This window comes from Rhodocytophaga rosea (genome assembly GCF_010119975.1).
GTDB lineage: Bacteria > Bacteroidota > Bacteroidia > Cytophagales > 172606-1 > Rhodocytophaga > Rhodocytophaga rosea.
Genome location: NZ_CP048222.1, coordinates 6,551,616 through 6,572,328 on the forward strand (window position 1 = coordinate 6,551,616; position 20,713 = coordinate 6,572,328).

Genomic DNA, 20,713 nt, shown 5'->3' on the forward strand with positions numbered 1-20,713 from the left:
ATTCACTGTGCCCGTTTTTGCGCCTTTCCATTGAACCTCGCAAGTCAAGTAATTTAACAACCCCTATTGAGAAAGTGCACAGTAGTATGTTTTGTGCTAAAATTAATTCAATAATATTCAATTTCGGAAATAGCTACTTGTTTTAGTTCATGTTTAAAGGTTATTCTCATGGCAGTGGCTGTTATTTTTTTAAACCCGATGGTATTACCTGTATTTCCTATGAGCTTAACCGGTTTGTCCGGTGTTAGTTTTACCGGAATCCATTGTTCACCCTTTTGATATTCTATCGTAAAATCATCAGGCGCAGCAAATGTATTTCCATCTGCAAAAGGATAAATTTTTGCAGATGAAATTTCAAAGGGTTTTCCAAAGTCTATGGCCAGCCAGTCGGTATGCGAAGTGGAGCCTACGGTTGTCCACCGGTTCGTAATCTCAGGAAAATACCAGATTTTCCCATCAATGGCCTGGTAAATGGAAGTATCCGCTAAGGCATTTACAGATGCTGTGGGAAGCGGATAACCTTTTCTGTGCACATTTAACGCAACATTACTGGCTTGTTTGACTGGAGGGATAAGTACCGGAGCACCTACAAATACCTTGTATGTACCCTGGCTATGTGTTACGTCCGCTTTTTTATTGTCGATAAAAACGGTAAGCCCTTTTCCTGCCTTATACCTGTTTCCATCCTTATCATAGATCAATGTTAGTGTATGGCCATGATATCGGATGTCAGAAAGGTAAAAATAATCAATGGATTCATCGATCAATGGATTGATTTCGAGCGTATCCCCAGTGGACGGACGTAGGCCACAAAGTCCGCTGATGATCAGATTATTGTAGGAAGAATGATTATAATGATTGCTCCAGTAATAATACACAATAGGCCCTCCCAGATTCGGGTCGTAGTTTTCAACCAGATTCAGGTTGCCATTGGGAAGAAAATGCTGCTTTGTATACTGTCTCAGTAAGTGAAGATAGTCAGTATTGGTAACGACATCCTGCTTATAATGATTGAGCAGGTTAGCCATTGCTGTTATCACCTGACTGGTCTGGTAGGGCCAGCTCGGACCATTCCACTGGCTTCCCCGCTGGCCTTCGAAATATACAAATTGCTTAAAATAATATTCGTAGGCTGGTTCATTGGTTCGCAGGCCATATTTTCCTAACAGATAAGTGGTATCAATCACATGTTTCCAGGCCGCATTAAACTTTTTTGTATCGGCTGGCAGACTAAAATACCAGGGAGCCATGCCGGCCAGTTCCCGGCCTCTGATAAAATCCCAGTAGCGTACATATTGATTGTTCACTTTAAAACGATCTGTAAAATGCCCCAGCGAATCGTTCCATAAACTTTTCTCAATGGTGTTTTTTAATGCTACCGCTTTTTGCAAATAATCATTACTCACAGATTTATCACCTTTTAAGGCGGCTATATGTGAAATAGCCATAGCATTGCCATACATATAACTGTTAATGGTGGGCCGGAATGCTTCTCCGCCCTCAAACCCATCTTTCCCACCGGAAGCATCTATAGAAGCGATTGTATATTCAGTGGCATCTGGCATAGCTGGTATATAATACAGATTTTTAGTGCTGTCCCAGTGATCATTCCAATGCTCGTATGAGTATTTCATGCTGTCCAAGTGCTTTGTAACAAACGTAGCATCGGCATTTACCAGGTAACGGGCATAAGCGGCATCGGCCACACTTTCGCTATACTTCCGGTCGTTGCCGCCATCTTGAAACAGGTAGTTGGTATACCCATCCATATACCGGTTGTCTTTGAGCCACCTGCCTTCGTAAATATGATGCATGGAGGCGGCATTAATGGTACAGAAGGGTTCTCTGTCCCAGGGCATATGATTGATGAATTCGGTAATTACATACCTGCTGTCGCCAACATTCCGGATATGGGCTTTGTATAATTTCCAGCGGTAATAATAAGTCTGTTCTATCTGCTTATCCGAACATTCAAAAAATGGAATGTTATCCAGATACCATTGCCGGTCTTCCTGGTAATAGGCAGTAGCCAGTTTGTTGTGATCGGGGAGGGTATAGGGATGGGTAGTATTGCAGCTGATAATGAAAAAGGAAAATACAGAAAGCAGCAATTGTTTCAGAATAAGGTGATAGTTTGTTTGCCTTATCATAGTTGTATTTTTTTACATAGGTAACTACCGGAAAATAGATTGTTTTAATGGATAATGGTCTATTGTATAGGATTTTATCCTAATATATTCAATTGCCTGATACAGTATTCCTAAATTCTAAAAAGTTTTAATGTAAATCTTCAGCCCCTACTTGTGCCGCCTGGAAGGGAAGCAGTGTACCTGTGAATTTATTGCAAAATGTTGGTATACAAAATTTTATAAATGAATAACAGCCGATACAAATGATGAGTTAGTATTACTATTCTGGATTTTATTAATAAGGATTGCGCTTACATCCAGGAATCAAAATATCACTACTTCTGGGTATTTTTGTGAAATTTTTATAATTCAATGATAACCTTTTTTTCCGGCGTACACAAAGGATAAAGTAAATGCTACAACTTGTTTAGCTGCTACTTATTAATCCTTCAACCATGCACTGGAAATTATCACATTATCTCATTGTTAGTGATCCTATTATCAATGACCGTTTTCAAATCCTTTATTCAACCAGAACTGCCCAGCGACTTTTGCTATCCACTACAGTAGTCGAAAACATTCTAAAGAATAATTTAACGGCTGTCTCTGAAGAAATTATCGCAAAACTGGTTTCCTTCGAAATTCTGGTACCATCAGAGGAGGATGAACTGAACACGGTTATTAACCGCAATACCACAGCTATAGCCCAGGATGATACTTTATACTATGTAATTCAACCTACTGCCCAATGCCAGTTAGGCTGTAATTATTGCGGACAAAAACATACCAGTACCTATCTGCAGGAAGAGCTTGATATACGTATTCTGCAACGCATAGAGCAAAAACTGCAAAACCAGGTTTATACACATCTGGCTATCGGATGGTTTGGGGCAGAACCTTTGCTGGGTGCCAAACAAATTGAAAGATTATCAGCCTCTTTGTATACCCTTGCACAAACATATGGTTGTACCTATGGCGCAAAGGTCGTTACCAATGGTTTGAACTTAAAGTTGCCCCTTTTCCGCAAGCTGCTGGAATGCCATATTCAAACCATTGAAATCACCCTGGATGGTTCTGCGAGGTTTCATGACCAGCGAAGACATACCAAAAGCGGACATAGCACATTCGATATTATTTTTAACAACCTGCAGCGGGTGCTGGCTCTGGAAGATTTTGAATCCCTGGGCATACAAATAAATATCCGCTGCAATGTAGATGTGAATAATTATGAGGGCGTTCCTGAACTGATAGAATTAGTAAGCAGCCATAAGTTACTTTCCAGAATCAATAAGTTTTACTTTGCCCCCATTCATGACTGGGGTAATGATGCACATTTGCTCGCACTGAGTAAAGATGAATTTGCAAAAATGGAAACAGGCTGGCTTATTGCCCTTCATCAAAAAGGCTTTATCCGAAACCAGGTGCCAACCGAGACGCATCCGATTGTGTGTTTGTCGTTGCAGCGGGAGGCTGAAGTAATTGATGCCAAGGGTAATGTGTATAATTGTACAGAAGTGCCTTACGTGCCTGCGTATGAAAACAGTGAATATTTGATTGAGAACCTCACCCAACCAGATATAAAAGCGGCTTCACCGAGGTCTTTCAGCCAGTGGAACCAGGAAATCTTAGCGGGCCAGTTTCCTTGTCATGGATGTAAAATACTGCCTATCTGCGGAGGTGCCTGCCCTAAATCATGGCATGAACAGGTTTCTCCATGCCCTTCCATCAAATTTAATATTAAAGACCGGCTTGTGTTGGATGCATACGCCGCATTGAAAAAGCCTGCTGCACAACCTGTGCCATAGTAGAAGCCGGAAATCTCTTGATCCTATTCCCCTTTCAGGTGCTCATAAACTGCCTGTAAGCCAACAATATTTTGAGCTCGAAATAAGCGGTCGCCGAAAAGCTTTGATAGAGTAGGCATTCAACCAAAACAAACAAAACAATGAAAACTCAAGAAGTAAAATCCCAGGAAGTAAACAAAATGGATGAATTGAAAAAAGAACTCGACTTTCTACAGTTAGAAGAACGCCTGGAAATGGTGTATGTAGCTGCTGCTGCTGCGTGTTGTGGTGGTTGCGGTAATGGTTCTTGCGATAACAAACTTAAATAACAATTATCCAGGTAGAGATGTGTTTATTTATCATAAGCACATCTCTTTACCCTTAATGGGTTCATTCTGTCTTTACATACCAGCTTAATTGTCCACAACAAATCTAATTGATTATGTATCCTCTTCCCGGCAAACATATACTAGACGCTGTGAAACTCATTCATAATGGAGAGCAGTATCTGCTTGTATGTGAAGGAGCTATTTTTTCCACCAGTAAACTGGTGTATGAAATACTCAGCCATCTGAAAGAGGCGCATTCAATAGAGGTCGTTAGTGCTTATTTGAAGCAGAACTATCAACTTAATGCGGAAGAAGCCAGTCAGCTTTTTCAGGCAAGTATCATTCCATTGCTTCAAAAGCTGGAGACTATCGCTGGAAACCAGAAACCTGCTGCTTCATATATATATTTTCGCCGGACCTTATTGCAAGCAAGTACGGTTCAGGCGGTATCCGGCTTTTTGAAAGTCTTGTTTAATACACCATGGTTTATACTGCTGGGTAGTTTATCCATTCTGTTAAATATGATATATGCCTTTCATTTTAGCCTGACACTGGCCGCGGTTGATTCTTTTTCCCTTCAGGAATCTTGCTTTTTGTGCGTAATACTCTTGTTGATACTCCTTTTTCATGAAATGGGACATGCAGCCGCAGCATCCAAACTGGGGGCAGCACCGAAAGAAATCGGATTTGGTTTTTATTTCCTGTTCCCGGTTTTATTTGCTGATGTAAGCGACATATGGTCTTATCCCAAATACAAGCGTATTCTGGTCAATACCGGAGGAATATACTTTCAATTGCTGGCAAATATTCCGCTGATCCTTGCTTTTTTGTACCTCGAGGATGATGCTTCCCGAAGAATGCTATCCTATATTATTACCACAAATCTGCTGGTGATGTTCTATTCCCTGCTTCCTTTCTTACGAAACGACGGCTACTGGATCTACAGTGATTTTTTTAACCTGCCGAATCTGATGAACCGTGCAAAAGAATATCCACGTAACCTATACAAAAGTGTGAGGGAGCATTCAGCTAAATCTAAGTACCAGGCAAGCAGCATTACTAAAGACCTACCCTTGTTTGTGTTTACAATTGGCAATTATGCTTTTATCCTGTTTGTTCTGTATGCCTTCTGGATGTTACTGTTTACAACAATTTCAGACCTGCAGGCTTTTCTGTTGAAAGCATCCTCTTCAACGATGGCTTTCCATGAATATGCCAGAATGGGCTTCAGAGTAGCCATAACGCTAGGTATACTCATTATTGTGATACGGCAGAAAATAGGGCAATTAAAAAAGCTATACCATTCCTATCTCATTGCTTCAAAATAGATTTAACCGTCAACCTCACTTCATTTTCTTCCCCTAACCGGGCGAATAGTGCCTTTTAAATACCCATAATTCCAAAATTAGTACACACTTAACCGCTCAATATGAATGAGCAGTTAGTTATCCATTTTCAAATTCAGATTATTCATTCACCTAACACATACAAACCATGAACAGACATACTTATTTGAAAGAAGCGGATAAAATCAGAGCCCATGCAGATAATGAATGTACAGATCTGCATGAAATTAGCTCTCCGCAGCGCTACCATTTTTTGCAGAGCAAAAGCACCAGAAATATTTTTCTGCCGGATCTGCAGACAGACGATGACATTTTCTTCCGGGAGCTGATGTTCCATACAGAACTGGCCATTAAAGACCAGGAACTTCCCTATGCCTACGAAAATCTGACAGTAAAAGGGAATACCTCTTTTTTAGAGGAAAACAAACCTGTTATCTATTGTACCTTTCACCTGGGTTCTTACCGCCTGATCAATTTCTTCCTGTACAAACACAAAATCGATTATGCCTTAATGATCAGCCAGAAAACATTTGAAGCTGAAGAGCAACGCATTCATAGTATACACAAGAAGATAGAAGAAAAATATGCGCATTCTATTCAATTCAAAGTGCTCAATGCCGAATCAGAAACGGTGGCCATGCAGATGATCAGGGAAGTAAGGAAAGGAAACAGTTTATTATTTTATATTGATGGCAATACCGGTGTAGGAGGCACAGACCGGAAAGACGATAAACTGGTCGCTATTGATTTTCTGGGCCAGACCCTGCTGGCACGCAAAGGAATTGCATTTTTGTCGCATTACCTCAATATTCCGGTTATACCGGTTCTTTCCTACCGCAGAACAGTGGCCGAGCCTATCCTGGAATTCTTTGATCCCATTTATCCCACTCCGGAAACAGACCGGGAAGCCTATTGTAAACAAACGACCCAGGAGATATGGAATATATTTGCTCGGTATCTGAAAAAATATCCTGAGCAATGGGAGGGATGGTTGTATGCCAATCACTTTTTAAGCACTCCCGAACAAGGTACGTCCTATGCTGCTCCCATACCTATCGAAGACAATTCCTATTATACATTTGCCAGGAATAACTACAGCCTGTTTGCTAACCACCAGGGGCACTATCTGTATCACAACCAGACTACACATTGTATTAAAGTATCGGATTCTCTGTTTAAGTTTCTCAATAAAATTGATCAGGATCATATTGATATTGAAGGGAAAAGCCTGAAAGGCTTGATCAGTGAAAGCCTGTTGAACAACCTGATTCAAACCAGTATTTTTGCCAAAGTATAAGTTAGATCGAAAATTCCTCACCTGTTCATTCTTGTAAAATGAAAGGGCTTCAAGCGCAATTTTAGCAGACTCCCCTGAAGTCACTGATATTTTGGCTTGGATCAGGTTCTACACTTTTATACCTTCTATCTTCACCCTCTTAACATTATCCTCCATATCCAGATCAATCAGCAGGTGATTGGGATCAATACCAGCACGGGCAAGCTGTTCTGGCACATGGAGGATGATTATTTGTTTGCCATAATTAATGCGGTGCTTTTGGAGATAGAGTACTTTTGCGGATGATCCGCGTTCTGCACGAGGCGCATATACTCCGATATCTATCCAGTCATGCATAGGTAGGTTCGTCTCTATACCGATGCTATCGACTGTCACTTTGCGTGTTTCCACTTCCAGGGTTACTTGCCAGGTATCCTTTTCAGATTGCTTTGCAACTGCCTGTTTTGTCTCCAGTTCCCAGAAAGTGTTTGCTGCAAAAAGATCATGTACCAGATAGTGCAGCGAATCTGGCGTTACCGCCTGAATCTCTCTGTACAAATCAAGTGTCGTGGGCAGGGGAAGACTTGCAGCGCTGTATTTGGAAAGCATTTTCCGCAGTGCCTCATTCACCCGATCTTTGCCAATGTAATTCCTTAGCGCAAATAGCGCAAAAGGCCCCTTGCGGTAATTCATGAACGCATTATTTGCCCGGAGCAATGGAGGAGCCGCACGGGAACGGGGAATTTCATATTCCTGCCGCATCTGGAACAAATAACGGAGCAAATGCTGATTACCCAGGGTTTTCTCCACTACTTGCATGGCTGAGTACGTTGCTAGGCTTTCGACAAGTAAACCTGCTCCTTCAACCGAAGCGGGTGCAGGGAAAAGCCCCACCACTGGTACGCTACCTCATGTGCCATAATATGGTGGGGGAGGTCAAGCCCATCCGGTTTTGGATTCATCAGTGAATATCCTTCCTGATAATCAATCGTCATAGCCTCAGCATGCATGGCACGGCCAGGACCGGGGTGCTCCAGAACTCGAAAGTGACTATATGGATAAGAACCAAATTCTTGGTCGCAGTATCGCCAGCAACAACTCCACTGATAATAAGCCATATGGTACTGCCGAAAATAGTAAAGAAGGCAATGGTGTCAGGTGCATTCAGGTACGTTCCATCTGGAAGGGTAACCATTCTCAGGATTGTAAACCCAAATAGAAAGAATACAACGAATAGCATCCAGGTAGAAACATAACGCAGCTGATACCTGACCTCAAACCTACATATCTCCTGAAACTTCATAGCTTATTTCTTCAATGTTATCGCCTTCTTCCCAGTCGAGCAGGTTGTACGGATCAATTCCGCCACGCGCCGGCTTGTGCGGCAATTGTACGGTGATCGTTTGAGTACCAGAGCGGATAAAGTGCTTCTGTACGTAGAGCGGCTTTCCCAGCATTTCGCCTGGCTCCGCAGGAGCGAAGATTCCGATTTCTACCCACTCATTCACCGGCATTTTGGTTTCTACGCCAGCGCTATCAGTTATAGTCTTATGTGCTTCCACTTCGAAAGTTACTTGCCAGGTACCTGCTGCCGTTTGCTTTGCGGAGGCTTTTTTTGTGTCAAATTTCCAGAAGGTGTTCTTCTCAAAGAGGTCGCTCAGCAGGGGTTTGAGTGAGTCCGGACTAACCACCTGTAACTCGTGGTATAGGTCGTTTGTCGTGGCCGGAGCAAATGCTTTTTTCTCTAGTAGGATACGCAGTGCTTTGTTCACCTTAGCCTCACCTACATACTCACTGAGCGCGTGCATAGCATAAGGGCCTTTTCGGTAGTTGGTCCAGGGGTCCATGGCACGGAGTAGCGGAAGTCCAGTGTGGATAGGTGGCCAAGGGTTCGGTTCCCGCATGAAACTCATGAACCGCCGTAGCGCTTCCCGGCCCTTTACATTCTTCACGAGCTGCATCGCCGAATACCAGGCGAGGCTTTCAGAGAGTACACCTCCTCCTTCAGCAAAAGCCGGCTTAAGCTGCCCACCCCACCACTGATGTCCCATCTCGTGCGCCACAATCTCAAATATCGCGTCGAAACCATCGCCTTGTGGATCAAGCAGAAAGAAGCCTTCTCCGCCGGTAATAACACCACTTCCATCAACGCCCATACCAAAAAAATTGCCGGGTTGCTCAACAATTTGCAGGAATTGAAACGGATAGGGACCAAACTGTGCTGAATAGTATTCTAAAGACTTTCGTATGCCTCGCAGCAAGCGTTCAAGATGCTGCTTGTGGCCTGGGTAAACAAATACCTGAATATCGACATGTTCCCATCTTTCCCGGTGAACCGCGTAATTGGCAGAGAAGAAGACATCCATTCCGCTGATGGGTACGTTGCTGGCATAATGAAAGTAGCTACGATCAGCTTCGCTCCACGTGCGGCGCAGCTCACCCGGAGCAACTCCTACCTGACCGGCGCTGGTTCCAACAATTGCTTCGAATGTAGCAGGAGCACTCATCGCCAGATGTGGATCGATGTCGCCAGGAGGAGGGAGGGTGACCTGCCTTGGCAGGCCGTGCTTGCGACGGTCTTCTGCACTCCACAGTTCGCGCATCGGCTGGTATCCAATAACCGGCAGTGCGCTGCCAGTGAAGTAAGTGCCATTTTCTACAATCGCCTGGCCCGCTCCGTTGCTGCGAAGACCCGTGTTTCGAAAACCACGTGGCTCGAACTGTACATCAAAGTCCAGTCTCAGTGAGTCTCCAGGCTGGAGTGGCTCTTCCAGTGCATAGATGTGGTGGCCCAGCTTTTCATCAGCTATCACCAGTCTGGCGGGCCGATCAAACTTTATGCGTGTTTCCACATAGAATGCAGGCTCCAGATGCACAGAATCGATAGGCATATTGCTTCGGTTAACAAGGTGATAGCTTCCGCGTATCGTTGCTGCACTGCGCTCAGGATAGATCTCAATCTGAAGATTCGTGTGCAAACGCACTGGCTGCGGCTTATCCTCGTATTTCCCGTATTGCTGCTCATAGTCTGCCCTGTGTTGCACCAGTTCATTATCGGTGATGTACTCGTTCAGTACATTTGTGTTGTAGAAGATGAAACCGCCGAGGCTGAGTATGAGGCCGACTGTGAGAATGGTGAACACGGCAGTTGAGCGGTTAAAGCGATTCTGTGCAACGTGAAGCCGTATACCGAAACCGGACTCCTTACCCCGCATCCATAGCAGCTTCGTCAGGAGGGCCAACAGCAGCGCCCATGCTACCCAATAGAGTTTAAACCACAGCCACGGACCAATAGATCCACCGAAGCCACGCATGTCTGTAAATGACCATGCCGGACCTGCGCTGTAGACGAGAAGGTGATGGTGAATGCCAAGGTATCCCGAGAAAATCATGAGGAGATACACGATTAGGGAGGCTAGCTGCCCAAGGTATTTTTGGTTCACAAGTACCTGAATTGCAAATGCAAGCATGGCAAAGAGTAGATACTCTGGAAGCTGAAAACCGAACAGGAGCACCATGTACTGTGGAATCTTGAAGTCGTAATATCCTTTACTCACCTGAGTAATTATTCCTGCAGCCGTCAGCATTGCCATCAATGCTGCCAGCACAAGGCACAGCCCAAAGTATTTGCCAAAGAAAAGCACCCACTCGGGTACTGGTGTTGCATCTACGTTTTCATGCAGCTGCGCATCACGTTCACGCCAGAGGAGTTCTCCGGTTAAAAAAATGATGATCAGTGGCACCATCACCCAATAGTTAAGCGGATCTGTGATCGGGAATGTGAGATACCTTGAGATAATTTCAACCGTTCGTGGCAATAGCGGTACGCCCCATTGCTGCAACTCGATCTGCATCATCAGGATGAGCATCACCGGGAATGCTACGAGCAGGAACAGTCCGGGCAGGCTTGTTGCGATCATCCGGAAAGATGACCATGTAATAGCCAGCATTTGCTGCAGATGTGCCTTGAAGTTGAATGACTGACGCGCCATTGGGATAGTCATTCTGATTCGTGCAGCCGAATCAGAATCGGCTGTTGGTGCTATTCTGTTGAACCGCAGCCGCAGCCTGCTCACCAGATCCGTTGCTGTGCGATGTTCAAAGCGAAAACGCAAATAAATAAATGTGAGTATGAGCAGCGAGATACTGATCCATAGAATGCGGTTGAACAGCATAGATCCTTCGAGCGTAAACATGCGGACGTTTTTCTCAACGATTGTCCAGTTTGACATCATTTCATTCATGATGGCGAATACACCGATGGGGTCTGTTAACAGAGCAATTTCAGGTTTTGCTAATTTCGATAGCCACAAAAAGAGCGTTACCGGATAAGAAAGGAAGAATAGGCCGAAACTGCCCACATACGCCGCCATCGGTCGACCGGTCAGCAGCGATGCCGAGAACTGCACCGTTGTGGCGATGAGCACGTTTGGCAGCGCAATGAAGCTGTATGCAGCCAGGTAAGCAGCTGGCCGGAACGGACCGACAATATCTGGATTAGCGCCAGGGCCATAAACAGCTAGAAGGCTCCCTATCTGTACACAGAGAAGGATCAAGGCATGGAGGGTCAGGGCTGCCAGGAACCGCCCGCCCAGATAGATGGCTTTGTTGACTGGGGTGGTATAGGTAAGCGGATAAATGCTTGTATACACATCCCGTGCCGCTGCTTCGCCTGCGATTGGTGGTGCCAGCAAAAGCCAGATCTGACAGCTGAATACCGTCACTGTGGTAATAATGAATGGAGAATTCAGAATGAAGTCCTGGGGAAGCGTCACGGGTACTATTGCCACTCTCGTGCTCATCAATGCGAATAAGAGCAGCCCAGCCATGCAGAGCCACGGCCAGGGACAGCGTATCTGGTAGGCAAACTCAAAGCGAAAAATTTCCCTTAAATTCATCATGCGACCGCTGTTTTCCGGTTTCCAATATGGCCTGCCATGGTACTGAAGTAAACATCTTCCAGGTCAGGCTGCACCAGGTCAAAATCACCGGGTACTTCTTCGCTGTATACATGCACGACTGTGCGTCCGCTCAGCAGTTTGGTAGAAATGATCGTATACTCATGCTCCATCTGGGGTAAAGCACTTTTCTCTATAATTTTCTGCCAGATCTTCCCTTTCAGCCTCTGCATTGCCTTCAATGGTTCAACCTCGTGCAAGATCTCGCCTTTGTTGATGATGGCCATCCGCGTGCAGAGCTCACTTACATCTTCTACAATATGGGTGGAAAGGATTACAACACTGTTCTCGCCCAGTTCACTTAATAGATTCAGAAAGCGTACACGCTCAGCAGGATCAAGACCGGCCGTTGGTTCATCCACAATCATTAGTTTTGGATTTCCCAGCAATGCTACTGCGACACCGAATCGCTGACGCATACCACCGGAATATCCTCCCAGCTTTTGTTTGCGTACATCCCAAAGATTGGTTTGACGGAGGAGCGCCTCAACAACTTCCTTACGTGCGCTGCGTGAGATAATTCCCTTGAGTATGGCGAAATGATCTAAAAGATTTTCGGCACTCACTTTCGGATAGACACCGAATTCCTGTGGCAGATAGCCCAGTGTTTTGCGTACCTCCTCTTTCTGTTTTACTACATCTATTGTATCGAGATGGACTTCGCCCTGATCAGGTTCCTGTAAGGTAGCAAGTATGCGCATCAATGTGGATTTACCAGCTCCATTAGGCCCCAGAAGGCCATACATGCCATTGGGAATAAAGAGCGATACGTTTTTTAGTGCCTGAACACCATTAGGATAGGTTTTTGAGAGATTAGTAATTTGTAGTTTCATTTGCGCGGCATTAGTAAGCATAGCTCTGGTGTTATGAACTTTATTTGTTTTGATTGAAAGAACTTTGAAATTCAAAGTAATTATGTAAAAAGATAGGCTAATTCTACTGTCCTCTGGCATCGGTAATGAATGCCAAAAAAAGCGAATACCCTTTCTTATAGCTCTGTTTCTTTATTTAAATCCGAATAAAAATGGAAATAGAAATGTCACGATAATTGTCCATAGGAAGTAAACAGGCAGGTAGAAGGCAATGGCTCTTCCGACATCAGTTATGTCACCTTTCCTAGAAGGTATCCTGAAAAGTTGTATTGTTACCAACAAAAGGTTTATTAAAATTAACACATTGCCACCAAGAACCGCAGCTCTATTGGGTGTAATTCCCCACTCTGAAATCCGGAACAAGATTGCAGACAGTGCAATACCATTCACAGTTATAGTTACAACAGATAGTAGAAAAAGTACCCAGATTTCTGCACGGCTTTTCGTCTTGGATGTTCCGGCAACAGAAAAGAAAATGATAGCCATCACACCAATTAATAAGGCATTAAAAATCAGTAAAAACTCCCGGTCATTATAGGGGTCTTTTCCCGAATAAACGATGGCTATGAGATAAATGATGAGCATTACTACTACCAGTGGGCTGAAGATTCTGGCAATTACCGGCGAAACTTTACCCACTAACTGTGGATTAGTCTGGGTAAGATAGGTACCAACAATGGGTGCTGCAGGAAGACCGAAAACGACAATATTTTCGAAATAAAACTTTTCAATATGAAAGCCAATCAGCGAGAAAAGACCAATCGTTACGCCGGTCATAATTCCGCCCGCTATCCCGATAAGAGTGGTCATAACCACCAGATCCCCGTTATACTTTAAAAAGCCAAGACGCTTCTCCTCGCTGTTTTTTACATCACCAACAAAAGCAAATCCTAAGACCGACCATAGAAATAAGACTAAATGAATACAAGATAAAATTAAAGTATCACTATTCTGATTAGCCGGGAGGAAATTGATAAATAGCAGACCAATGAGGGTTAGACCCATTATGAAAGCGATTTTACTTATTGATAATTGGTTCTTCCAGGCAAAGTAAGCTGATAGTGCCGGGAAAATAATAAAACCGATATTTCTGGGATAAAAAAAATCTTCGGCAATACCAAAAAATGCCGGCAGTTTTGCGATAAGACCTGCCATTAGCGAAACAATGATTATAAATACCAGGTCGTTGCGGGTACCCCAGGAAATTTCTTCGCTGGTGTAATTTAGCCGTTCATACCAAAAGCTAACAAGGGTATTGTTATTAAGCTCAGGATACAAAGCTTTAAAGGTGCGCTTAAAAGTTGGTTTATCTGTTCGATACAACCTTTCAAGCTGACCGGGATTGTCGAGATTTGATAGAATTTCTTCTTTCATAAAACAGTGTAATTAAATAGCATTTATTTTGCTAATATTTAAGATCTATTGATTTTAAGTATAATTTCTAACTACATCCGTGTTACTAATCTGAACACAGGAGGTAAGAGAATATTCAGGTTGCATGTAATCTGTTTTTTAATGCAATTAGATGGCTTAACCTGACTGCCATCTGTTGCATCCGAACATTGCTTCCTTCATTGTATTAAAATCGAGCCTATCGTTATCACCAGCGCCGACATACATATTGCCAAGCTGATCTTGTTTTTCAAATTCTTTATGCAAACCACTCCGGACAATCCATAAAAGTGACAGATTTTTAAAGAACCATTCATTATAGAAAGTATATCAGCTTTATTAAAATGTATAATGTTATAAAAAGTACTTTGCATTTCAAAGTTAAAATAAATAATATATTTATGCAAGCGTTGCCGGAATTATCGGTGTATGATATAGAGACTTTTTAGGAGAGTTTACACAACAAAGATGGTAATTAAATAAAGTCATTAAAATAACTGAGGCCCTCTCAAATTTAGGACAGCGCTAGAGTGGGGAAACCGGATGCCATGTGATAAATGGCATTTCCTCAAATACATTATTTCAAAAATACTTTAAGTCCACTGATAGTAGTATCCACTATTATTGTAGAATGATCGTTTCATAACCCAGAAAATCAACAAAATGCTAATTGACTTCAAGCGCAATGTTTTTCTAAATCCAGTGGAGAGTTCCGGAACTTTTAAAAACCAGGCGCTGAGTGTTTTGTAATTTGCCATCCTGGAAGTCTGCCGGGCTTTTAGCCGCTTCTTTTAGGAAATGGCCCAAATTTCATGAAAACTTCTTTAGGTGTGGCTACTGCTGGTAACTTATTACTTTTAACATGGCAGGCGTGGGCAGGATACCTTTATTAAGATACTCCCGATAAGACTTCTTTACTTTCTCCTCCGGGCTATCCAGGTAGGCATTTTAATACTGATAGTCGGGAAAAGAACATTTGAATTTATGTTTTCTGCATCTCAGTGTATAACCTCACATTATACTTTTGTAAAATAAATAAACTTATAATCTCTAAATATAGGAACTGTAGGGAAACCGAGATCTTTCCATCATCCGTTTTTTATCTGTAAGAAGTTTAGATTGTGTATTCCTAGGATAAATCAAGTTCAGGTACAGGTTAATAAATGCATAAATGCTTCCGCATAAAAAACAAAAAATGGGCTCTACTTAGCGTAAAACCCACTTTCCCACAAATGCAGTCATAGAATTTAAAGATATACATATATACTCATCATTCCCACTCAATGGTGGCTGGTGGCTTGGAACTAATGTCATATACTACCCGGTTTACCCCTTTCACTTTGTTAATAATATCGTTGGAAACTTCAGCCAAAAACTCATGGGGTAAATGCGCCCAGTCGGCAGTCATGCCATCTACACTGGTAACCGCCCGGAGTGCTACTACATTCTCATAGGTACGTTCATCGCCCATTACACCTACCGATTGCACTGGTAACAGGATAGCGCCGGCCTGCCATACTTCATGATAAAATCCTCTTTTTTTCAGAGAAGAAATAAATATATCATCTACGGCCTGCAAAATTTGTACTTTTTCAGCTGTTAAATCTCCCAGTATACGTATAGCCAGACCTGGCCCTGGAAAAGGATGGCGGCTGATGATGTTATCTGGGATAGCCAGTGTTTTTCCTACCAGACGAACTTCATCTTTGAATAAAGTATTGAGCGGTTCTACCACTTTTAGCTGCATTTTCTCAGGCAGCCCACCTACATTGTGGTGCGATTTAATCGTAACAGAAGGCCCTTTTACTGATACCGATTCAATTACATCCGGGTAAATGGTGCCTTGCGCAAGCCATTTCACACCTTGTATTTTATGGGCTTCCGCATCGAACACCTGTATAAATGTTTTACCAATGGCTTTACGTTTCAATTCCGGATCGGTAATACCGGCTAATGCTTCATAAAAACGGCTTTTAGCATTTACTCCTCTTACATTCAGCCCTAGGTCTTTATAAGAATGCAGTACATCATCAAATTCATTCTTTCTGAGCAAACCGCTGTCTACAAAAATGCAATACAGATTTTCGCCAATTGCCTCGTGAATAAGCATAGCCGCCACACTGGAATCTACCCCACCGGAAAGCCCCAATACTACCCGGTCGTTGCCTAATTTTTTACGCAATTCTGCAATGGTACTTTCAATAAAGGTAGCAGGCGTCCAGTTCTGCGAGCATTTACAAATATCTACGACAAAATTTTTCAGCAATACTTTTCCTTCCAGCGTATGGGTAACTTCCGGATGAAACTGAATACCATAGGTCGATTGCCCAGGAATCTGGAATGCAGCCACCTTCACTGTATCTGTACTGGCAATAATTTCATATGCTTCAGGCAGCGTTGTAATGGTATCGGCATGTGACATCCATACCTGCGTGAAAATGCTTAAGCCCCGCAACAAAGGACTTTCGTTTTGAATATACTGTAAGCGGGCACGTCCATATTCGCGGCTGCTGGAAGGTAGTACTTCACCTCCATTTTGAAAAGCCATTAACTGAGCACCATAACAAACACCTAATACCGGTACTTTGCTAGTGAGTGGACCAAGTTCTGGCCGGGGGAATGTTTATCGCGTACGGAACAAGGGCTGCCAGAAAGTATAACTCCCTTTACAGATTCATCTACAGGTGGAATATGATTAAAAGGATGGATTTCGCAATATACATTTAACTCTCGTACCCGACGGGCTATCAACTGTGTATACTGGGAACCAAAGTCTAGGATGATGATTTTTTCTGTCATGCCGCAAAGGTAATCGGATTTTTGTGTGTAGAAAAATCCTGGCAATTAATTGGTTAAAATGGTGGCTTCAGGCAGTTTCGAAAACGATAGCAGCCTATAAATAAAAAAGCGGAAAATTTTTTCCGCTCTTGTACTTAAAAATGAATTAGTTTCTGTGGATTATAGATTGCTGCCTATGAACTATGTCTATTACTTTTCAGCTTTTTCAACCTGATACGATTGCCGCTGTTGTTGCAGGCGGGAGGCAAAAGCGAAACCTACTTTTACCATGGCATAAAATCCACGGGTTTGAATAGAAGGCTTATATCCGATTTCTGCGCCATACGACCAGGAGAATTCCCGGTTATACATGCCTTCAAAACCTGCCCTGATTCCTATTTTCCTGGTCTTAATCGGAGAAGCACTGTATGTCAACCGGTTTTGCATAATATCTTCTACCTGTAGCATAGGTGCAAAAAGTATATCGCCATAGGCGGTGAAAATTACATCATTTACAGCTACATCGTATTTTTTTGGCTTAACGATCACATTCCGGATGCGGCTGATCGAACCACCCAGATATATGCCTGCTGAGCGCACATTGCCATATATTTTTTCGGAATTAGATAAGGTATCGCCTTGTGTATCCAGCAAATACACTTTCTGTTTGTTTAATACTTCATTGAGATTGGTTGCACTTGCCCAGTAAAAACCTCCGGCTCTTACGCCTGCAATTTTTCTGACTTTAGAAGGCACTGCAATGTGCTCTGGAACAGTAGAAGCCCACTTATTGGCTTTGTACCGTTTGGTATACACCACAATTTTAGATTCTCCGGCATCTCCTTTATCGATAATATGATACGTAGCACCTCCTTCAAAATGCTTATATACATTCAGAGAATTATCTACGGTACTGTTTTTGTCACCGTTTATCCTGGAAAAGTCGGAGCCTTTCGTGTATGTTTTCCTTATATGCAGCCTGAAATCAAACTTATCTTTCAGGTAATAATTCGCTTGACCGCCATATCCTACATTAAAATTGGTTACAAAACCATCGGCATACATCGGGTAAAAATGCAGCCATAATTTGTTTATATCATACGGATCGTCGTAAATGGCATCATATTCTATATCGCTTTTGCTAGTGGTAGTGCTGTTCTGAGCCATTACAGGCGAATATTGCAGAAATATAGTGCCTGTCAGTAGCCAATAGAGTAATTTCTTTTTCACGGTAAACGCTGTTTTTAGAGAAATTTTCAATAGTTCATCTGTTACAAGGTACATACATCTGATTCGCTGCTCTGATGGAAATATTTGAAAACATTACCCGGCTATCTTTTTATAAAATTTTGAAGCCTATTGCTGTATTTGTATTGAGTAAATAACAAAACCAGGTGATTTGCCCCCGGTGATTTTTATGTGTAATATTAGGATGTGAACGTATGTTCGTGCTATACACATGCTTCTTGCCCGGAGAAAGAAATCAAATTGCCAGAATTGCCATTATCCTTTGCTGGAGAATTATAGTTATTGCCCCAATTGCGGACAGGAAAACTCAGACAAACTGGTTTCTTTCACGACTTTAGCTGCTGAAGTAGTGAACAATTACATCGCCTATGATTCCAGGCTGGGCAGAACCATTATCCCTTTTCTGTTTAAACCTGGTTTGCTTACCAATGAATTTATTGCCGGAAAACGGATAAAATACATGCATCCCTTGCGGCTCTACTTTATTGTGAGCTTTTTCTATTTCCTGATTTTTTCTATAGTTGTTTCCAGCCAGATCAATGTGAATGAGCCTGCTTTCAGGTTTGGCGGCGATGTAAAGGTACCTTCTGCCGATTCTCTGAACCGGGAAATCGGAAACGAAATCAGTACGGGATTACTGGAAAGTGAAGCATTGTCTGGGGAGGAAAAGCACATAGCAGACTCAATAGTAAAAAATCTTCCAAAAAGTCAGGTAGTTGTACCTGAAAAAACAGATACCGGCGCGGTTATTCGTTCGGGAGAAAAGGATGTGAATCTAGATAAATTGGTAAAAACGCCCGGTATTACGCCTGAGCAGATACTGGATTCGTTAGATCAGGAAAAAAGCTGGCTTAATCTACTGCTTGCCAAACAGGGAATAAAACTTGCCAATGAAAAAGGAAATACGATTGTAAACTATCTCATCAGTAAAGCTTCGCTGATGATGTTTTTACTCCTCCCTTTTTTTGCGCTGATTTTGAAATTATTTTATATCCGCACCAAAAGATTATATATTGAGCATATTATTTTTACCCTGCACATCCACACATTTTTGTTTTTTATATTATCGGTAGCCTTATTAATAGATTACTTCTGGCCAAACGGGTTGATTTTTACGCTGTCCGGTATTTTAGTGTTTGTGTATTTTCTGCTTTCTTTCAGAAGCGTATATCATCAGGGCTGGTTTAAAACCCTGCTCAAAATGTTTATTCTCTTCATCAGTTATGCGTTTAGCTTTAGTGTATTTATGGTGATTACTATCATTTTAAGCTTGCTGCTGTTCTAGCATTATACCGACCAGTACCCATTAAAAAGCCCGTAAATTACAATTTACGGGCTTTTTAATGGGTATGCTTACTGTTACGCTACGGCTTTCAGTTTGCTGAATTTAGATTTTTCAAATTCAGACCTGGCGTAATCCAGCGTAATCGTATATTCTTTAATATCTGTTCTGGAAGGCAACTCAAACATAATGTTGGTCATGATGGCTTCGCAGATGGACCGCAAACCACGGGCACCCAGCTTGAACACCATCGACTGGTCTACAATATATTCAAGGGCATCCTTATCAAAATCAAGTTGTATGCCTTCCATCTGGAATAGTTTTTTGTACTGCTTGGTAATGGCATTCTTAGGCTCGGTCAGAATCAAACGCAAGGTATCCCGGCTTAAGGGTTCCAGGTAAGTCAGTACTGGTAAACGTCCGATAAGTTCGGGAATCAGGCCGAAGGATTTCAGATCCTGGGCGGTGATATATTTAAGCAGATTATCGCTGTCTTGCGAAAAGTCGTATTTGGTTTTGTCGGCAAAGCCTATCGGACGGGTATTTACCCGTTTGGCAATGTGCCGGTGAATGCCATCGAAAGCACCTCCGCAGATAAACAGGATATTTTCTGTATTAACGGCAATCATTTTCTGGTCAGGATGTTTGCGGCCGCCTTGTGGGGGAACATTTACAATCGTTCCTTCGAGTAATTTTAGTAAAGCCTGCTGTACACCTTCGCCACTTACATCCCGGGTAATACTTGGGTTATCAGATTTACGGGCGATCTTATCAATTTCATCAATATATACAATGCCCTTTTCAGCTTTCTCCACATCATAATCAGCCGCCTGAAGTAGTCTGGTTAATATGGTTTCTACATCTTCGCCTACATATCCGGCTTCAGTAATTACAGTAGCATCGGCAATACAGAAAGGAACTTGCAGAATTTTAGCCATGGTACGGGCCAGATAGGTTTTACCCGTTCCGGTTTCGCCCACCATAATAATATTTGATTTTTCAATAGTTACATCGTCATCCGAGCGGGCCTGCATCAACCGTTTGTAATGATTGTATACGGCTACGGCCATTATTTTTTTCGCTTCATCCTGCCCAACTACGAATTGCTCCATAAAATTTTTCATTTCAATGGGTTTCATCAGATTAAAGCTGGCAGGGGAAGTTTTATCTTTGGGTCTGGTTTCTTCTAAAAGAATCTGATGGCCTTGCATAATGCATCGGTCGCAGATATGTGCGTTTATGCCGGAAAGCATGAGGGTAACTTCTTTTTTGCTTCTGCCGCAAAACGAACAGTTGGTTTGAGCCATGAGCTTGAGTAG

Annotated in this window: 14 protein-coding genes and 1 pseudogene; 6 read left to right on the forward strand and 9 right to left on the reverse strand. The window is 42.6% G+C overall.

Annotation, left to right across the window (positions count from 1 at the left end; all coding sequences use genetic code 11):
• Positions 1–107 precede the first annotated feature (107 nt).
• Positions 108–2,150: an MGH1-like glycoside hydrolase domain-containing protein gene (locus tag GXP67_RS27025; RefSeq protein ID WP_162446012.1), complete on the reverse strand. Its 2,043-nt coding sequence runs from the start codon at positions 2,148–2,150 to the stop codon at positions 108–110.
• A gap of 434 nt (positions 2,151–2,584) precedes the next feature.
• Here GXP67_RS27025 and GXP67_RS27030 point away from each other — a divergent pair, with 434 nt between their 5' ends.
• The 4 genes from GXP67_RS27030 to GXP67_RS27045 all read left to right on the forward strand — a co-directional run bounded on the left by GXP67_RS27030 (position 2,585) and on the right by GXP67_RS27045 (position 6,885).
• Positions 2,585–3,934, forward strand: coding sequence for a radical SAM/SPASM domain-containing protein (locus GXP67_RS27030; protein ID WP_162446013.1), 1,350 nt, complete (start codon positions 2,585–2,587; stop codon positions 3,932–3,934).
• Positions 3,935–4,074: 140 nt separating this feature from the next.
• Positions 4,075–4,242 (forward strand): hypothetical protein, encoded by a 168-nt coding sequence (locus GXP67_RS27035; RefSeq protein ID WP_162446014.1) that lies wholly within the window; start codon positions 4,075–4,077, stop codon positions 4,240–4,242.
• Positions 4,243–4,355: 113 nt separating this feature from the next.
• A complete protein-coding gene (locus GXP67_RS27040; protein WP_162446015.1) occupies positions 4,356–5,570 on the forward strand; it encodes a hypothetical protein in 1,215 nt (404 codons plus the stop codon).
• A gap of 166 nt (positions 5,571–5,736) precedes the next feature.
• A complete protein-coding gene (locus tag GXP67_RS27045) occupies positions 5,737–6,885 on the forward strand; it encodes an LpxL/LpxP family acyltransferase (RefSeq protein ID WP_162446016.1) in 1,149 nt (382 codons plus the stop codon).
• A gap of 108 nt (positions 6,886–6,993) precedes the next feature.
• Here GXP67_RS27045 and GXP67_RS27050 read toward each other — a convergent pair whose 3' ends face one another.
• Positions 6,994–7,683: a M1 aminopeptidase family protein gene (locus tag GXP67_RS27050; protein ID WP_197901570.1), complete on the reverse strand. Its 690-nt coding sequence runs from the start codon at positions 7,681–7,683 to the stop codon at positions 6,994–6,996.
• Between the two features lie 14 nt (positions 7,684–7,697).
• Complete coding sequence (locus tag GXP67_RS37105) at positions 7,698–7,874, reverse strand: hypothetical protein (protein ID WP_197901571.1); 177 nt, start codon at positions 7,872–7,874, stop codon at positions 7,698–7,700.
• Positions 7,875–7,918: 44 nt separating this feature from the next.
• On the opposite strand from GXP67_RS37105, the gene GXP67_RS27055 reads away from it, so the two are divergent.
• A complete protein-coding gene (locus GXP67_RS27055; protein ID WP_162441259.1) occupies positions 7,919–8,083 on the forward strand; it encodes a hypothetical protein in 165 nt (54 codons plus the stop codon).
• A 61-nt stretch (positions 8,084–8,144) separates the two neighbouring features.
• On the opposite strand, the gene GXP67_RS27060 is transcribed toward GXP67_RS27055, so the two are convergent.
• The 5 genes and pseudogenes from GXP67_RS27060 to GXP67_RS27080 form a co-directional block, all read right to left on the reverse strand.
• Positions 8,145–11,765 (reverse strand): ABC transporter permease/M1 family aminopeptidase, encoded by a 3,621-nt coding sequence (locus GXP67_RS27060; RefSeq protein ID WP_162446017.1) that lies wholly within the window; start codon positions 11,763–11,765, stop codon positions 8,145–8,147.
• Positions 11,762–12,655, reverse strand: a complete 894-nt coding sequence (locus GXP67_RS27065) for an ABC transporter ATP-binding protein (protein ID WP_162448076.1) — start codon at positions 12,653–12,655, stop codon at positions 11,762–11,764. Before GXP67_RS27065 ends, GXP67_RS27060 begins: the two co-directional genes overlap by 4 nt.
• 171 nt (positions 12,656–12,826) lie before the next feature.
• Positions 12,827–14,068, reverse strand: a complete 1,242-nt coding sequence (locus GXP67_RS27070; protein ID WP_162446018.1) for a hypothetical protein — start codon at positions 14,066–14,068, stop codon at positions 12,827–12,829.
• A gap of 1,288 nt (positions 14,069–15,356) precedes the next feature.
• Positions 15,357–16,885: pseudogene (guaA, locus tag GXP67_RS27075) on the reverse strand (glutamine-hydrolyzing GMP synthase).
• A gap of 189 nt (positions 16,886–17,074) precedes the next feature.
• Positions 17,075–18,148: a hypothetical protein gene (locus GXP67_RS27080; protein WP_162446019.1), complete on the reverse strand. Its 1,074-nt coding sequence runs from the start codon at positions 18,146–18,148 to the stop codon at positions 17,075–17,077.
• Between the two features lie 175 nt (positions 18,149–18,323).
• On the opposite strand from GXP67_RS27080, the gene GXP67_RS27085 reads away from it, so the two are divergent.
• Positions 18,324–19,397: a DUF3667 domain-containing protein gene (locus tag GXP67_RS27085; protein WP_162446020.1), complete on the forward strand. Its 1,074-nt coding sequence runs from the start codon at positions 18,324–18,326 to the stop codon at positions 19,395–19,397.
• Positions 19,398–19,471: 74 nt separating this feature from the next.
• Here the strand turns inward: GXP67_RS27085 and clpX are convergent, their stop codons facing one another.
• Positions 19,472–20,701: an ATP-dependent Clp protease ATP-binding subunit ClpX gene (gene clpX, locus GXP67_RS27090; RefSeq protein WP_162446021.1), complete on the reverse strand. Its 1,230-nt coding sequence runs from the start codon at positions 20,699–20,701 to the stop codon at positions 19,472–19,474.
• Positions 20,702–20,713: the final 12 nt, after the last annotated feature.

Bases quoted from the DNA above. Each gene is read 5' to 3' on its own strand.
- GXP67_RS37105 (WP_197901571.1), bottom strand. From the start codon at position 7,874: ATGCATGCTGAGGCTATGACGATTGATTATCAGGAAGGATATTCACTG.
- GXP67_RS27080 (WP_162446019.1), bottom strand. From the start codon at position 18,148: ATGTACCTTGTAACAGATGAACTATTGAAAATTTCTCTAAAAACAGCG.
- GXP67_RS27055 (WP_162441259.1), top strand. From the start codon at position 7,919: ATGGATAAGAACCAAATTCTTGGTCGCAGTATCGCCAGCAACAACTCC.
- GXP67_RS27025 (WP_162446012.1), bottom strand. From the start codon at position 2,150: ATGATAAGGCAAACAAACTATCACCTTATTCTGAAACAATTGCTGCTT.
- GXP67_RS27070 (WP_162446018.1), bottom strand. From the start codon at position 14,068: ATGAAAGAAGAAATTCTATCAAATCTCGACAATCCCGGTCAGCTTGAA.
- GXP67_RS27045 (WP_162446016.1), top strand. From the start codon at position 5,737: ATGAACAGACATACTTATTTGAAAGAAGCGGATAAAATCAGAGCCCAT.
- GXP67_RS27085 (WP_162446020.1), top strand. From the start codon at position 18,324: ATGCTTCTTGCCCGGAGAAAGAAATCAAATTGCCAGAATTGCCATTAT.
- GXP67_RS27065 (WP_162448076.1), bottom strand. From the start codon at position 12,655: ATGAAACTACAAATTACTAATCTCTCAAAAACCTATCCTAATGGTGTT.
- GXP67_RS27040 (WP_162446015.1), top strand. From the start codon at position 4,356: ATGTATCCTCTTCCCGGCAAACATATACTAGACGCTGTGAAACTCATT.
- GXP67_RS27030 (WP_162446013.1), top strand. From the start codon at position 2,585: ATGCACTGGAAATTATCACATTATCTCATTGTTAGTGATCCTATTATC.
- GXP67_RS27060 (WP_162446017.1), bottom strand. From the start codon at position 11,765: ATGATGAATTTAAGGGAAATTTTTCGCTTTGAGTTTGCCTACCAGATA.
- clpX (WP_162446021.1), bottom strand. From the start codon at position 20,701: ATGGCTCAAACCAACTGTTCGTTTTGCGGCAGAAGCAAAAAAGAAGTT.
- GXP67_RS27035 (WP_162446014.1), top strand. From the start codon at position 4,075: ATGAAAACTCAAGAAGTAAAATCCCAGGAAGTAAACAAAATGGATGAA.
- GXP67_RS27050 (WP_197901570.1), bottom strand. From the start codon at position 7,683: ATGCAAGTAGTGGAGAAAACCCTGGGTAATCAGCATTTGCTCCGTTAT.